This window comes from Prevotella rectalis (genome assembly GCF_900607215.1).
GTDB lineage: Bacteria > Bacteroidota > Bacteroidia > Bacteroidales > Bacteroidaceae > Prevotella > Prevotella brunnea.
Genome location: NZ_LR027821.1, coordinates 140,620 through 154,039, shown reverse-complemented (window position 1 = coordinate 154,039; position 13,420 = coordinate 140,620). Strand labels below are relative to the sequence as shown.

Genomic DNA, 13,420 nt, shown 5'->3' with positions numbered 1-13,420 from the left:
AAACACACGCCACAAACACAACGGAAAAGAACACCGACAGAAAACCACGATGACAACAAACGACAAGAAAACACTGCTCGACTACCGCTATCTGCGCATGGCGCGGGTATGGGCGGAAAACTCTTACTGCAAAAGACGACAAGTGGGAGCATTGGTGGTGAAGGACAAAATGATCATCAGCGACGGATACAACGGCACACCAAGCGGATTCGAAAACGTTTGCGAGGACGAAAACGGACTGACAAAACCTTACGTGCTGCACGCCGAGGCAAACGCCATCACCAAATTGGCACGAAGCGGCAACAACAGCGAAGGGTCCACACTCTACGTTACGGCATCGCCGTGCATAGAATGTGCAAAACTCATCATTCAGGCAGGAATAAAACGCGTCGTCTATGCGGAGAAATACAGACTCACCGAAGGCATAGAACTACTCAGACGCGCCAACATAGAGGTAGAATACTTAAATCCGGAAGACAATGGGTCAGAACAAAAATAATCGCTTCATGCCCCTGTGGCTCGCGCTCAGCGTCGTCGTCGGAGTGTTCATCGGAACATTCTATACCAGCCACTTCGCAGGCAACCGACTGAACATCATCAACAGCGGAAGCAGCCGACTGAACAACTTGCTGCACATCATCGACGACCAATATGTGGACTCGGTGAACATCGACGAACTCGTGGAGAAAGCACTGCCCGAAATCCTATCAGAACTCGACCCACACTCGGTATATATCAGCGCAAAAGACGTGCAAAAGGCTACCGACGACCTCAAAGGCTCGTTCTCCGGCATCGGCATCGAGTTCACCATCAGAGAAGACACTATACACGTGCAAAACGTAATCAAAAACGGACCGGCGGAAAAGGCGGGAATACTGGCAGGCGACAAGATTGTCAGCATCAACGACAGACCCTTCGTGGGCGACAGCGTTACCAACGAGGAAGCCATGCACCGACTGAAAGGACCAAGAGGGTCGAAAGTGAAAATCGGAATAAGAAGGTTCGGAGAAAAGAAAACAAAAAACTTCATACTGACAAGAAGCGACATCACAACAAAAAGCATTTCAGCCACCTACATGCTCGACGATTCCACCGGATACATACGCATCAAAAACTTCGGAGAACGCACCTATGCAGAAATGCTCGCCTCGCTGCAACAACTCAACCTGCAAGGAGCCGACCACCTCGTAATCGACCTGCGAGACAACGTAGGAGGATATTTGGAAAGCGCAGTACTCATGGCAGAGGAATTTCTGAAGAAAAATCAGCTCATCGTCTATACACAGGGACGCAAAAGCCCACGCAAAGAATATAGAAGCCGCGGAAAGGGCAGCTACCAATACCTGCCACTCGTGGTGCTCATCAACGAAGGAACCGCATCAGCAGCAGAAATCTTCGCCGGAGCCATACAGGACAACGACAGGGGAACTGTAATCGGCAGACGCTCATTCGGAAAAGGACTCGTGCAACAACAAATACAATTCCCCGACGGAAGCATGATACGACTCACCATAGCACGATACTATACGCCTGCCGGACGCTGCATACAAAAACCATTCAAACCCGGCGACAGAGCCGACTACGAACAGGACTTGCTTGCCAGATACCAACACGGAGAATTCTTCTCTCGCGACAGCATCAAACACACCGGACCGGCTTACCACACCGCAAACGGCAGAACAGTATATGGAGGGGGAGGAATCACGCCCGACATATTCGTTCCGGAAGACACCACGGCAGTTACCTCTTATTATAAGGAGGCAGCAGTGAGCGGACTCATCCTGCAATACGCCTTCAAATACACCGATGACAACCGACCCATGCTGAAACAATTCACAGAAATGCAACCACTGTCGGAATATCTCGCCGGACGAAACCTCGTGGACGATTTCGCCAACTATGCAGAAAAGAACGGATTGAGACGACGCAACAACCTCATCAGAAAATCGCACACACTGCTGGAAAACTACATCAACAGCCGAATCATCTACAACATGCTCGATGAACAGGCGTGGAATCAATATGTCAATCGCAATGACAAAATGGTGAGGAAGGCTCTCGAGGTGTTCAGGAAAAACAAGGCTTTCCCGGAAAAACCAAAGGGAAACCAAGCAAATAAAAGACACACATGATGGATAAATCGGAATTGAGAAAAGAAATCAGAAACAGAAAACGACAATACACAAAGGAAGATTTGCAACGGCTCTCACTGCCCGTCATCAACCGACTGCGCAACCATCCGAAGCTGAAAGCCGCCCACACCGTAATGCTCTATCATTCCCTGCCCGATGAAGTCGATACACACAACTTCGTCGATGAAATGGTGGCAGCGGGAAAACGCGTTCTGTTGCCCGTGGTCATCAGCGAGACGGAAATGGAAATACGCCACTACACCGGACCGGAAGACATGGCGGAAAGCTCCTTCCACATTCTCGAACCGGTGGGAGAACTGTTTACCGACTACGAACAGATAGAATTCATCGCAGTGCCCGGCATGAGTTTCGATAGCCATTGCAACCGACTCGGACGTGGCAAGGGATATTACGACCGCTTCTTAAAGAAAGTGCCAGGAGCCTACAAACTCGGCATCTGTTTCGACTTTCAGAAACTCAACGAAATCCCAACGGGAAAATACGATTGGAAAGTGGATGAGGTGCTGTGATTCTTTCATTCCAATTCGGAAAGTTCCAACCAGCGCAATTCCTTTTCATCCAATTCCTCCTTCAGCTTGGGAAGTAGTTTGCTTTTCTCCGTCAGCTCCTCAATCGACAACCTGCCGGAGCATAAAGCGTCTTCCATACTCTTGATTTCCCCTTCCAGCCTGCCAATGTCAGCCGAAAGCTGTTCGTATTCGCGTTTCTCCTTGTAACTCATGCGGCGACGCGTGTCGTTGCGATAATCTTTTCGCTCACCGGTTTTCCGTACCTTCTCCGGATCGGAGGCTTCCTCCCTGCCCTTGAGCGAACAGTATTCCCGATATTGCGTATAGTTGCCGGGAAAATCCTTCACCACGCCGTCGCCTTTAAAAACGAGCAGATGGTCCACCACCTTATCCATGAAATAGCGGTCGTGCGAAACAATGATGACACAGCCGGGGAAGTCCTGCAAATACGCCTCAAGCACCTGCAAAGTCTGAATATCGAGGTCGTTGGTAGGCTCATCGAGAATGAGGAAGTTGGGATTCTTCATCAGCACCGTGCAGAGATAGAGCTTGCGCCGCTCGCCACCCGAGAGTTTCGCCACATAGTTGTGTTGCTGTTCCGGCTCAAAGAGAAAATGGTTCAGAAACTGCGATGCCGACAAGTGGCGACCGCCACCAAGGTCGATGTAATCAGCAATGTCGGTAATAACATCTATCACCTTTCGGTCATCGCGAACCGTCATGCCCTCCTGCGAGAAATAGCCGAAACGCACCGTCTCGCCAATGTCGAAACGTCCACCATCGGGCGCAACAAGTCCGAGCAGCATCTTGACGAACGTGGATTTGCCCGTGCCGTTATTGCCCACAATGCCCATCTTCTCGAACCGGGCGAAGTTGTAATAAAAATCCTTCAGAATGACTTTATCGTCGAATGTCTTCGAGACGTATTGACATTCGAAAATCTTGCTTCCTATATACACGTTCGAGGCTTTCAGCCGAAGCTGTCGCTCCTCTATTCTGCGCTGCGCCTTCGCCTGTAGCTCGAAGAACGCCTCCTCACGATAGCGCGCCTTGTGCCCCCTCGCCTGCGGCATGCGGCGCATCCACTCCAGTTCGGTTCTGTACAAGTTGTTGGCTCGTTGGATTTCCGCCCGCGCGTTATCGATGCGCTCCTGCCGTTTCTCCAAATAATACGAGTAATTACCGCGATAGGTATAGATGGTCTTATCGTCCAGTTCCAAAATCAGGTCGCACACGTTGTCGAGGAAATATCGGTCGTGAGTTACCATGAGCAAAGTCTTATTGCCTCGCGAAAGAAACTCCTCCAACCAAACAATCATTTCCAAGTCGAGGTGGTTGGTAGGCTCATCGAGAATGAGCAAGTCGGGCTCAAGAATAAGCACGTTGGCAAGTGCCACGCGTTTCTGTTGTCCGCCACTGAGTTGTCGCATGGGCTGCGTAAGGTCGGCAATCTTTAGCATGGTGAGAATCTGCTTTGCCTTGAGCACTTTCTCGGGATTGCCTTCATGGTTGAAACAAGCATCGAGCACGGTGTCGTCCGGGTTGAACGCCGGATTTTGTTCCAAGCAGCCCACTCGCAAGTCGTTGCGATAGATAACCATCCCGTCTTCGCAGCCCTCCTTCCCCATGAGGATGGAGAGGAGCGTTGATTTCCCGGTTCCGTTCTTTGCGATGAGTCCCACGCGTTGTCCTGCGGCTATCGAGAACGACAGCTCTTCAAACAGCACCTGCGCCCCAAATCGCTTCGTCAGCCGTTGTACGTCTAAATAAGGTGTTTGCGCCATAAAAATCAGATTTCCCCTGCCGGTGCTTTCAGACTGTGATTGATTTCCTCAATGTAATCGAGTACGGCATCGCGCCCTTCCTTTGATTCTGAGGAGGTAACGAAATATGGAGGCAGCTCCGTCCAGCGGTCCTCCAAATTCTTCATCCAGAGCAGGGCATTGCTCTTGGCACGTCCGCCGGAAATCTTGTCTGCCTTGGTGAAGATGATGGAGAACGGCACCTTGCTCTCGCCAAGCCAATCAATGAACTCGCGGTCGATGAGTTGCTGCTCGTGGCGGATGTCGATGAGCACAAAGACATTGACGAGTTGTTTGCGTTGCAGAATGTATTGGGCAATCATCTGCTCAAGTTTGTTGCGCATCGTCTTGGAGTTCTTCGCGTAACCATAGCCCGGCAAATCGACCAAATACCATTCGTTGTTGATGATGAAATGGTTGATGAGCAGTGTCTTACCGGGTTTCGACGAGGTCTTTGCCAATCCTTTGTGATTGCAAAGCATGTTGATGAGACTCGATTTTCCCACGTTCGACCTGCCAATGAAGGCATATTCCGGTTTGTTGTCGTTCGGACATCGCGAAACGGTGGGCGAGGAAATGGTAAATTCCGATTTTTTTATTATCATCTTCTTGCAAATGTCGGGGTTGATACTTAATTTTGTTACATTCGATGCTTGGAAATCTGACGTTGATGATTCTTTTGTTCGCGCGAAATGAAGCATCGAAGCTATTGAATTGCAAACTTACACAAAATATTCCGTTTTTCCCATCTTTGCCCTCCGTTTTTTGTTTTTCGCCATGGGAATACAACTTTTTCAAATACCTACATTCCTTGTGCTTCCCTCGTTTCGCTGAAAAATATTGCCGGGACAGCTGCCTCTCGCCGGTCATCAACCATGGCTGGTTTGACAATTTGTTGAAAAAAACATCAAGTTGAATAAAAAATCTGTTTTTTTTTCGAAATAAGCTTGCAAATCAATAATTATTTCATACCTTTGCAAATCATAAAGTAATAACCTTGTATTTATTATTAACATTTAAACCATATTTGACTTATGAAAAAACTTTTACTCTTAGCTATCGTAGCTATCTTCAGCCTTGGAGCATCTGCTCAGGACCTCAACCCAATCAAGGAAGCTCCGGCGGGAACCATGAAAATTTACAAACGTGCAGGTTCTGCGTTCTACGTTAGGACGAATCCTGAAACGAAAAAGAATGAACTGACATTAGCCAACCAAGACACCTTGCCGGAGATGAAAGTCGTGTTCACGGCCGACAATCAGGTCTATATTCAGAACCCGGTATCAACATGGCAGCTTGGTTCTTGGGTGAAAGGAACCATCTCCGGCAACACCATCACCATTCCTTGCGGTCAGTGCATCGGTGTAAGCAAGGACAGAACATGGGGTGTAATGATAGGAATAATGAAGCAAACCGATGACAAAAAAAAGATTGTCATCGACGAATCGCTCTCTAACATCACCTACACCATCAATGGCGACTACATCAAATTAGAGAACACGGCTACCAAACCGTTAATCAGCGGTTTGGGTACTTACTACTCTGACGAGAAGAGTTGGACCTATAACCTCGACATATCCTCAATGTACACATTCGATGCAGAAGCAACTGCCGGCATTGAGACTGTTGCCACCGAAGCCAACGAGGGCGAGGTTTCAAACGTTACCTACTATGACCTCACCGGCAAGCGCATTGAAAAGGCTGCCAAGGGCGTGGTTATCAAGAAGATTGAATACAAGGACGGCTCTGTGAAAACAGAAAAGTTCATTGCCAAATAAGCAACGACAAAGACACAAAGGAATTGGTATTCGCCATGGGCAACCAACTGAAGATTTGCCCGAAACCGTACTGAATCCGAATCATAAGAAGAGTGCATCTCGATGAAGATGCACTCTTTTTTTATGCAGGTTCGCCGGCAAGCGATGGATTGGCACAGCGTCGCAAACGGACACACGCCGGAAAGCCAAAAAAAAAGTTGGGCAGTCTCACGACTACCCACTTTCCAATTTGCTTCTTTAATAATATGATATGTTTATTTTATTTTCTCATAACCATAAGTTGCCGTGCAGCACAGTTCTTCCTCGATGCGGATGAGCTGGTTGTACTTCGCCATGCGGTCGGTACGCGACATGGAGCCCGTCTTTATCTGACCGGAGTTGGTTGCCACCGCGATGTCTGCGATGGTGGTGTCTTCAGTCTCGCCCGAGCGGTGCGATGTAACGGTGGTATATCCTGCCCGATGTGCCATTTCTATGGCGTCGAGTGTCTCCGTGAGCGAACCAATCTGGTTCACCTTGATGAGGATGGAGTTAGCTGCGCCCATCTTGATGCCTTTCTCAAGGAATTTCACGTTGGTAACGAACAAGTCGTCGCCCACCAACTGGCAGCGGTCGCCAATCTTCTCGGTGAGTTTCACCCAGTTTTCCCAGTCGTTCTCGTCGAGACCGTCCTCGATGGAGTCGATGGGATATTTCGTGATCAGTTCCTCGAGATATGCAATTTGTTCCTCTGCAGTGAGTTTCTTGCCATTAGGGTCTTTCGGCATACCGTCCTTTAGTTCGCGATAGTTGTAGAACCACTTGCCATTCTCGCAGGTTGCAAATTCTGAAGCGGCGCAGTCCATTGCAATCTTCACGTCCTTTCCGGGTTCGTAGCCGGCGTCCTTGATGGCTTGCATGATAGAGTCGAGTGCATCTTCAATACCGTTGAATTTCGGTGCGAATCCGCCTTCATCCCCCACAGCTGTGGAGAGTCCGCGTTTCTTGAGGTTTTTCTGAAGTGTGTGGAACACTTCCGCGCCCATGCGGAGTGCTTCCTTCATGGATGGTGCACCAACGGGGCGTATCATGAATTCCTGGAATGCGATGGGAGCGTCGGAATGTGCGCCACCATTGATGATGTTCATCATCGGAACGGGCAGTGCGTGAGCGTTCGTGCCACCGATGTAGCGATACAAGGGCATTCCGAGTGCTTTTGCAGCGGTCTGTGCCACGGCGAGCGATACGCCGAGGATTGCGTTTGCGCCGAGCTTGCTCTTCGTGGGTGTTCCGTCGAGAGCCAGCATTTTATGGTCGATGGCGCGTTGTGCTGCTGCACAGCATCCTTTGAGGGCGGGTGCAATGATGTTGTTCACGTTTTCCACTGCCTTCAAAACGCCTTTTCCTCCGAAGCGGGCTTTGTCGCCGTCGCGGAGTTCCAATGCTTCGTTTTCACCGGTGGATGCGCCTGAGGGCACGCTTGCGCGACCCATTACACCATTATCAAGTGTTACTTCTACTTCTACCGTCGGATTGCCACGCGAGTCGATAATCTCGCGAGCATGAATTTTTTCAATCTTCATTTTCTGATTTTTTTTGTTTTTTATGCTAATCTGTCTTTTTTATGTTTCCTGAAAACGAGCGGGGAAGCATGATTCCGTTGCCATCAATTCGGCAGCGGAGTGTCCCTTCCTGCCTAATCGCGCCGAGAGCCATTGCCTACCCGTCTTTGTTTGTGCTTTCAAAGTTAGGCATAAAAATTGAGGTTTGCAAGTATTTCACAGAAAATAACATATTGGTGTGTGGGGGGTCAGGCGTTGGGCGTTCCGGAGTTCACCACCGGTTGTGTGCCGTTTTCGCTGCACAGCACCACCATGAGGTTGCTCACCATGGCGGCTTTCTTGTCTTCGTCGAGTTCCACCACTCCTTTCTCGCCAAGCTGTTTCAGTGCCATGTCCACCATCGACACGGCTCCTTCCACAATTTTTTCTCGCGCCGAGATGATGGCGCTTGCCTGTTGGCGGCGCAACATGACGGCGGCTATCTCGGGTGCGTAAGCCAGATAGTTGATGCGGGCTTCCAAAATCTCTATTCCTGCCATTTCGAGTCGTTCGTCGAGGGTCTGCACCAAGAGGCGGTTGATTTCTTCGCTGTTCTCGCGCAGGGTCTGTGTTTCTTTATCGTCGTCGAGGGTGTCGTAGGCATATTGTCCTGCCACGTGTCGCAGGGCTGCATCGCCCTGAATGCGCACGAATCGTTCGAATGCCATCATGAGGTTGCGCGTCTTCATTTTCTCACTGTCTGCCGAGGGTTGTGCCATCGACTCGGAGTCGATTTCAAAGATGGCTTTATAGGTGTCTTTGAGTCGCCAGACGAGCATCATGCCAATCATGACGGGATTTCCCGATTTGTCGTTCACCTTGATGGGTTCTGCGTCGATGTTGCGGGCGCGGAACGAGAGTCGCTTGGTGTTGATGAAGGGGTTTACCCAGCAGAATCCCACACGGGTGAAGGTGCCTTTGTATTTCCCGAAGAACATCATCACGCGGGCTTCGTTGGGTTCCACGCGGATGAAACCGCACAGCAGAACGATGAACGCCACCAGCAGCAGAACGCCGAGCAGTATCAGCCACGCACCGGAATATTGGTCGGCATCGAGCCGGATGCCGCCTTCGATGACAGCGGCGAGGGAGAAGGGCAACAACAGAAGACTGAGTGTGAGCATGAGAAAACCGTTAAGGGTCATGCCTTTGAATGTAAATTCTTTCGATTCCATAAATGTGTTGTTTAGAAGGTTGGTTTTATCTGATGTCGCAAAGGTAACGGATTTATCATCCATCTTCCAAACTTCCGCCTTGTGTTTTAGGTTTCTTTAACCTCGAAGTCCCATTCCTCCAATCGGGTTGTGCGAGGCGTTGTCATGCCTGTCTGCTTATTTATATAAAAATATAAACGGCGACAAAAAAGTGTAAAGTTTCGTTATTTTCAAAATTCTACCTTTTTGTCGCCGTGGCGGATGAAATGAAGCGGGAGAAAGCTTACTTATTTGTCGGCTCTTTCCCAACTCGCTGATAACAAGGAGGATGAGAACTCGCCAAAAACTGTTCGGCTCTCGTTTCTCATTGCCTTTCCCGGGTTTCAACCGGATGAATTGAAGTGATAAATCCTTGTTTTGTAAAGAAAATCGACAATTTTTCGTTTTTTTCCCGCTTCTCCGCTCTTTTCTTCCCTTTTTGTCGCCCCTGCTGCCCAACAGCCTACTGTTTTGTCGCGTTCATCTTCCGTTTTGGTCGGGGGAATCTTCCCTTTCGGTCGGGAGAAAGTTCCCGAATTGTCGGTCTTTTGCTTCGTAGCGGTCTGATGGTCAGACGGTTGTTGTGTCTTTACCATAATCTTACAATTGATGTGGTAATGACCTCTACGTCATGACGGGTCGTGCGTTCATGAGAAGGGGGTTGAACCTACATGCACGAGGTTACGCCCAATGTGGTTCCGATGGCGGTGAGGATGGTAATCATCACCTGAAGAACGATTTTCCAAGTTTCTTTTTTCATTTTCTTTGTTTTGTTTTTTAGGCGAATCGGAGCAGTGCTTCCCGAGCCGACAGCCGAGGGGAACGCCTTGCGTGGTTCCCCCTTGTGCCGTCCGCCGCGTGCTCTGCTCGTTTCGCGGTTTGGTGATTGTTTTTCCGGTTCACGTGTTGTTTGTGCGCCGGCATTAGGGATTTGCGTTTCCGCCGGTGTTTCCGCCGGTGGTTCCGGGTTCGCCGGGTTTGCCGGTTTCATCGCCCGCGCCCACGTACTTCTTCACCTGTTCCAGCTTCAGGTCGGTGAGAAAGGTTTTCACGCGGTGTTTGCCGGCGTCCACGCGTGTTTCGGGACGGAAGAGGATGTGCGGGTCGTAGATGTTCTTTGCCGCCGTGAAGTCCTTGTTCTTCCCTTCGCCGTGGGAGCGTATGCCCACCTTGAAACTTCCGAAGCCTTCGAGTTTCACGCGTTTGCCGCTTTTCAGCACGTAGCTCATCTCCTTCACCAGGGCGGATATCACCGCAAGGATGTCTGCCTCGGTTACGGTGCAGCGGTCGCTGATGCGCTCGGAGAGTTCCTTCACGCCCACCGTGCCGTCCATAACGGCGCGAGCGAACCAAAGTCCTTTTGTCTTGCTTTTCTTTCGGTTGTCCTGATACATTCTGTACTTTACTGCCATAATGTCAATTTGTGTTTTTTATTCTCCGTGTCGCGGGTCTGTCGTTTGTGGTTTCCGCGCGATGCGGGGAATGGGTTTCAGATTAAAAAAAATTGTTGTTGTTGTTGTCAAAACGGTTCCGACAGCCGAGCCGTCTTGCTTATTAATATATTAAGGTGTCTCGCATTTTGTTTCTGCTTCATCCGTCGTAGCCCACGTGTATCCATCGTTTGCGTGCCGACCGCAACGGTTCTTCCAAAAGTTCCGTGCAAGGGGTGTGAGCACGCAGTATGGCGGCATACTTCCGACACATCGCCGTGTCCGACACGTAGATGTCGGCTGCCCTGCCCGTGAGGTGTCGCGAGTGGCGTGCGCCTCCCACCGCCTTGTTCAGTTCGCCACAGCGGTAGCCACTCGTAACGACGACGCGCCCCACCCTCTTCCGGAGTGGTTCAAGCACGTGTTCGCAGAGCTTTCTCAGGTTCTCCACCACCTCCTCGTTCGTCAGTCCGTCGGAGGGATGCGCCGCCGGCTCATTGTCGATGCCGAGGCGTATCGCCGTTCCCGAGCGGAACATCTCGCCCACGGTGAAATGGGGCGTCAGGTTCTCTTCATAATCTATTTTCATGGTATTCGTCTGTGTGTGTTCATGACCGGTGTTTTCGTTCCCCCCATCCGCCTTTCCGTGTCCTTGCGCAGTGTGGGGTTATCCGTTACGGTTGCAAAGGTACGACATTGCCCGACCCATATCAAGTTTTCATTGTGTAGTAATGTGTGTAGTCTTTCCCATACCCATGTCCGACAGCATGATTATCAGCCATTTCCGAGCATCCAAACCTCAGCCGTCGGAGGGAATCATGCAATTCCGTGAGCGGAGCAACAAGGTTCCATTGGCGGAACAACAAAATTCCATTAGCGGAACAATGAAGTCCCCCGGTTGGAACAATGCGCTCCCATCGGGGAAACAACACGCATCGGAATTGCACGTGCGGTTCGGCAGTGTCACAAATATTTCCATCCCATCCCGCCAAAGCCCAACCTTTGCACGCCGAAAGCTAAGCTTTTGCAGTGCAAAAGGTCATGATTTGCAAGGCAAAAGCTCACCTTTCGAATCACAATAAATATTATCCTGATTATCAACCAATTAAGAAAGTCCTCCGCCGCTCTGTTTTTGTCCTCTTTTTTCATGGCGACGAGCAGAGAAAATTTTATCTTAAAATTTTAAAAAAACTTGTTTGACTGAAAAATTACACCTACCTTTGCAAACAAAATAAAACAAATCATACCGAAAAACAACGGTTGAGAAAATGTATTCATGCTGACACATGCGAAGTGGCTGCCCCGACGATGGGGACAACACGCACACACCTCTCCTTTTTTACAGCCATATGGATTGGTGGAAAAGATTGCATCACGATAATTATCATATTTTAATATCATAAAATTAAAAATCTATGACAGCAAAATCATTTTATCTAGTCGTCCCTCAAGAACTCGACTTACAACCAGCAAAAGGTATTGGATAACACCTTTGTTTCGTTAAAGTTGGAATCCACTCCTTGAATACTCCATTTTATCATAGTTCGAATAAGGCACAAAAGAAGCCGCATGGCTCTTTTGAAGTTGAATGCAGCCGCAGCGAGCATCACGTTGATGGCATCACCCAAGAGACCCTTGTAGAAGTTCCTCCCCAATCGATGATCTGCCTTGCAGTGCCCTATGACAGGCTCTATTCCTGCTCTCTTGCGGAAGAACATTTGTTTTTTCTTTTTCGTGTGTGGCGAGTCGCTTGCCTTGGGAACGCCGGGTATCATGATGTTCGTCTCTCCGCACGTTTCCTGCCCGCGATACCCTCTGTCCCCAGCGAGTCTTTTGATTTTCCTGCCATAGACCCTGCCGACCTGCTCCATTGCCTTGTCTATCGTATGACCGTCGTATTCATTGCGGAAAGATAATGCACCGACAATGAGACCATTCCACAGTCTGACAAGGGAGACTTTATTGCCGAACTCGTATTTCTTGTGGTCCTTCCCCTTGCTGATGCACAACACGTCCGGCTCATGAAGGGAGTAGATCTTGTGACCGTCCATTCTCTCGCCGTTAACAAACTTCATGCAGACCTCAATACGTTCTTGGTAAGAGTTCTCAGGGGGCAAATTCCGAACCAGCTCGCGCAACAGCCTTCCGGCGATGGTGCGCATCCGACGGTCGGCTTTCCTTACCTTGGCTGAACTGTTCTTCCTGCCACGGAAACGCTGCACAAGCTTAAGTCTCTTGATTTCCCCGGCATAGCTTTGGCGCACCTTGAGATGCTCTGCATGAGCCACGTCGCGGCAGAAACCGATGATTTTATTCAGGAGTTTCGAATCCGTGGGGAACGTGACGTTCTTCTCCTGCACGGTTGAGTCGATAAAGGCTGTCTGCTCGGTGTCGGACTTGCGTCCACGACCGTCCTTGCCGTCATTTCTGTTTTCATTCTCTTTCCGCTTGTCGTCAAGCAGCAGGTTGACCCGGATGCTCTCCTTGAGAATCAACTCCATGCCCGCCTCGCCAATGCGATGGCGGAACTCCACGAGTTCCGTCGGTACGCAAGGCTTGGCGATGGTGAAGGATTCCATTCCGCAAAAATACTGGTAGTAGGCGTTCTCCGAGAACTGTTCCACGACGCTCTCGTCCGAGACGTTGCGAATATGCTTCAGCACTATAAGACCGACCATCAGGCGGATAGGCTTGGCCATGCGTCCGTTGTCCTTACAGTACAAGGGGGCAAAGGAACGCTCAAAGGTTTCCCAATTTATCAGATTGGCAAGTTTGTACATTGGATGGGTGGGATTGAGCATGGATGCCAAGTCCCAAAACATTGATACCTGATGGGTGTTGGATGGAGATTTATACATTGTTGATTTGCAAGATTTTACCATGCAAAGATACAAAAACTTGTAGATATATACAAATAATAGAAAGGCTATTTTATTGATAATCAATAGGTTATTTACTTTTCAAGGGACGACTAT

The 13,420-nt window shown here is 49.5% G+C and carries 13 protein-coding genes; 4 read left to right on the top strand and 9 right to left on the bottom strand.

Annotated elements, in window-relative coordinates:
* The first annotated feature begins 49 nt into the window (after positions 1 to 49).
* Genes E0E16_RS07870 through E0E16_RS07860 form a run of 3 tightly spaced genes read left to right on the top strand, consistent with a single transcriptional unit; the run spans position 50 to position 2,662 of the window.
* Positions 50 to 499, top strand: a complete 450-nt coding sequence (locus tag E0E16_RS07870; protein ID WP_130829865.1) for a deoxycytidylate deaminase — start codon at positions 50 to 52, stop codon at positions 497 to 499.
* Positions 480 to 2,132 (top strand): S41 family peptidase, encoded by a 1,653-nt coding sequence (locus tag E0E16_RS07865; RefSeq protein ID WP_130829864.1) that lies wholly within the window; start codon positions 480 to 482, stop codon positions 2,130 to 2,132. The genes E0E16_RS07870 and E0E16_RS07865 overlap by 20 nt, the downstream gene beginning before the upstream one ends.
* Entirely contained in the window at positions 2,129 to 2,662 is a 534-nt protein-coding gene (locus E0E16_RS07860; protein ID WP_130829863.1) for a 5-formyltetrahydrofolate cyclo-ligase, read from the top strand. The genes E0E16_RS07865 and E0E16_RS07860 overlap by 4 nt, the downstream gene beginning before the upstream one ends.
* Positions 2,663 to 2,667: 5 nt before the next feature.
* Here E0E16_RS07860 and E0E16_RS07855 read toward each other — a convergent pair whose 3' ends face one another.
* Together E0E16_RS07855 and yihA are read right to left on the bottom strand one after the other, a co-directional pair.
* The gene (locus tag E0E16_RS07855) at positions 2,668 to 4,446 is read right to left on the bottom strand and encodes an ABC-F family ATP-binding cassette domain-containing protein (RefSeq protein WP_130829862.1); all 1,779 of its coding nucleotides are present in this window, start codon (positions 4,444 to 4,446) and stop codon (positions 2,668 to 2,670) included.
* 5 nt (positions 4,447 to 4,451) lie between these two features.
* A complete protein-coding gene (gene yihA, locus E0E16_RS07850) occupies positions 4,452 to 5,069 on the bottom strand; it encodes a ribosome biogenesis GTP-binding protein YihA/YsxC (protein WP_130829861.1) in 618 nt (205 codons plus the stop codon).
* Positions 5,070 to 5,498: 429 nt separating this feature from the next.
* On the opposite strand from yihA, the gene E0E16_RS07845 reads away from it, so the two are divergent.
* Complete coding sequence (locus tag E0E16_RS07845; RefSeq protein ID WP_130829860.1) at positions 5,499 to 6,242, top strand: hypothetical protein; 744 nt, start codon at positions 5,499 to 5,501, stop codon at positions 6,240 to 6,242.
* Between the two features lie 254 nt (positions 6,243 to 6,496).
* Here E0E16_RS07845 and eno read toward each other — a convergent pair whose 3' ends face one another.
* The 7 genes from eno to E0E16_RS07815 form a co-directional block, all read right to left on the bottom strand.
* Positions 6,497 to 7,804, bottom strand: a complete 1,308-nt coding sequence (eno, locus tag E0E16_RS07840; RefSeq protein ID WP_130829859.1) for a phosphopyruvate hydratase — start codon at positions 7,802 to 7,804, stop codon at positions 6,497 to 6,499.
* A 227-nt stretch (positions 7,805 to 8,031) separates the two neighbouring features.
* Entirely contained in the window at positions 8,032 to 8,997 is a 966-nt protein-coding gene (locus E0E16_RS07835; protein WP_130829955.1) for an SPFH domain-containing protein, read from the bottom strand.
* A gap of 362 nt (positions 8,998 to 9,359) precedes the next feature.
* On the bottom strand, positions 9,360 to 9,611 hold the full coding sequence (locus tag E0E16_RS07830; protein ID WP_130829858.1) for a hypothetical protein: 252 nt from the start codon (positions 9,609 to 9,611) through the stop codon (positions 9,360 to 9,362).
* A gap of 71 nt (positions 9,612 to 9,682) precedes the next feature.
* Positions 9,683 to 9,775, bottom strand: a complete 93-nt coding sequence (locus E0E16_RS13565; protein ID WP_158635985.1) for a smalltalk protein — start codon at positions 9,773 to 9,775, stop codon at positions 9,683 to 9,685.
* Positions 9,776 to 9,938: 163 nt separating this feature from the next.
* Positions 9,939 to 10,427 carry an HU family DNA-binding protein gene (locus E0E16_RS07825; protein ID WP_130829857.1) on the bottom strand — a complete coding sequence of 163 codons (489 nt, stop codon included), beginning with the start codon at positions 10,425 to 10,427 and terminating at the stop codon, positions 9,939 to 9,941.
* A gap of 178 nt (positions 10,428 to 10,605) precedes the next feature.
* On the bottom strand, positions 10,606 to 11,034 hold the full coding sequence (locus tag E0E16_RS07820) for a D-Ala-D-Ala carboxypeptidase family metallohydrolase (RefSeq protein ID WP_130829856.1): 429 nt from the start codon (positions 11,032 to 11,034) through the stop codon (positions 10,606 to 10,608).
* A gap of 871 nt (positions 11,035 to 11,905) precedes the next feature.
* Positions 11,906 to 13,303 carry an IS5 family transposase gene (locus E0E16_RS07815; RefSeq protein ID WP_130829655.1) on the bottom strand — a complete coding sequence of 466 codons (1,398 nt, stop codon included), beginning with the start codon at positions 13,301 to 13,303 and terminating at the stop codon, positions 11,906 to 11,908.
* Positions 13,304 to 13,420 lie beyond the last annotated feature (117 nt).

Coding starts and splice junctions, on each gene's coding strand:
- E0E16_RS07865 (WP_130829864.1), top strand. CDS start 480: ATGGGTCAGAACAAAAATAATCGCTTCATGCCCCTGTGGCTCGCGCTC.
- E0E16_RS13565 (WP_158635985.1), bottom strand. CDS start 9,775: ATGAAAAAAGAAACTTGGAAAATCGTTCTTCAGGTGATGATTACCATC.
- E0E16_RS07820 (WP_130829856.1), bottom strand. CDS start 11,034: ATGAAAATAGATTATGAAGAGAACCTGACGCCCCATTTCACCGTGGGC.
- yihA (WP_130829861.1), bottom strand. CDS start 5,069: ATGATAATAAAAAAATCGGAATTTACCATTTCCTCGCCCACCGTTTCG.
- E0E16_RS07835 (WP_130829955.1), bottom strand. CDS start 8,997: ATGGAATCGAAAGAATTTACATTCAAAGGCATGACCCTTAACGGTTTT.
- E0E16_RS07845 (WP_130829860.1), top strand. CDS start 5,499: ATGAAAAAACTTTTACTCTTAGCTATCGTAGCTATCTTCAGCCTTGGA.
- E0E16_RS07815 (WP_130829655.1), bottom strand. CDS start 13,303: ATGTATAAATCTCCATCCAACACCCATCAGGTATCAATGTTTTGGGAC.
- E0E16_RS07860 (WP_130829863.1), top strand. CDS start 2,129: ATGATGGATAAATCGGAATTGAGAAAAGAAATCAGAAACAGAAAACGA.
- E0E16_RS07830 (WP_130829858.1), bottom strand. CDS start 9,611: ATGGTAAAGACACAACAACCGTCTGACCATCAGACCGCTACGAAGCAA.
- eno (WP_130829859.1), bottom strand. CDS start 7,804: ATGAAGATTGAAAAAATTCATGCTCGCGAGATTATCGACTCGCGTGGC.
- E0E16_RS07870 (WP_130829865.1), top strand. CDS start 50: ATGACAACAAACGACAAGAAAACACTGCTCGACTACCGCTATCTGCGC.
- E0E16_RS07825 (WP_130829857.1), bottom strand. CDS start 10,427: ATGGCAGTAAAGTACAGAATGTATCAGGACAACCGAAAGAAAAGCAAG.
- E0E16_RS07855 (WP_130829862.1), bottom strand. CDS start 4,446: ATGGCGCAAACACCTTATTTAGACGTACAACGGCTGACGAAGCGATTT.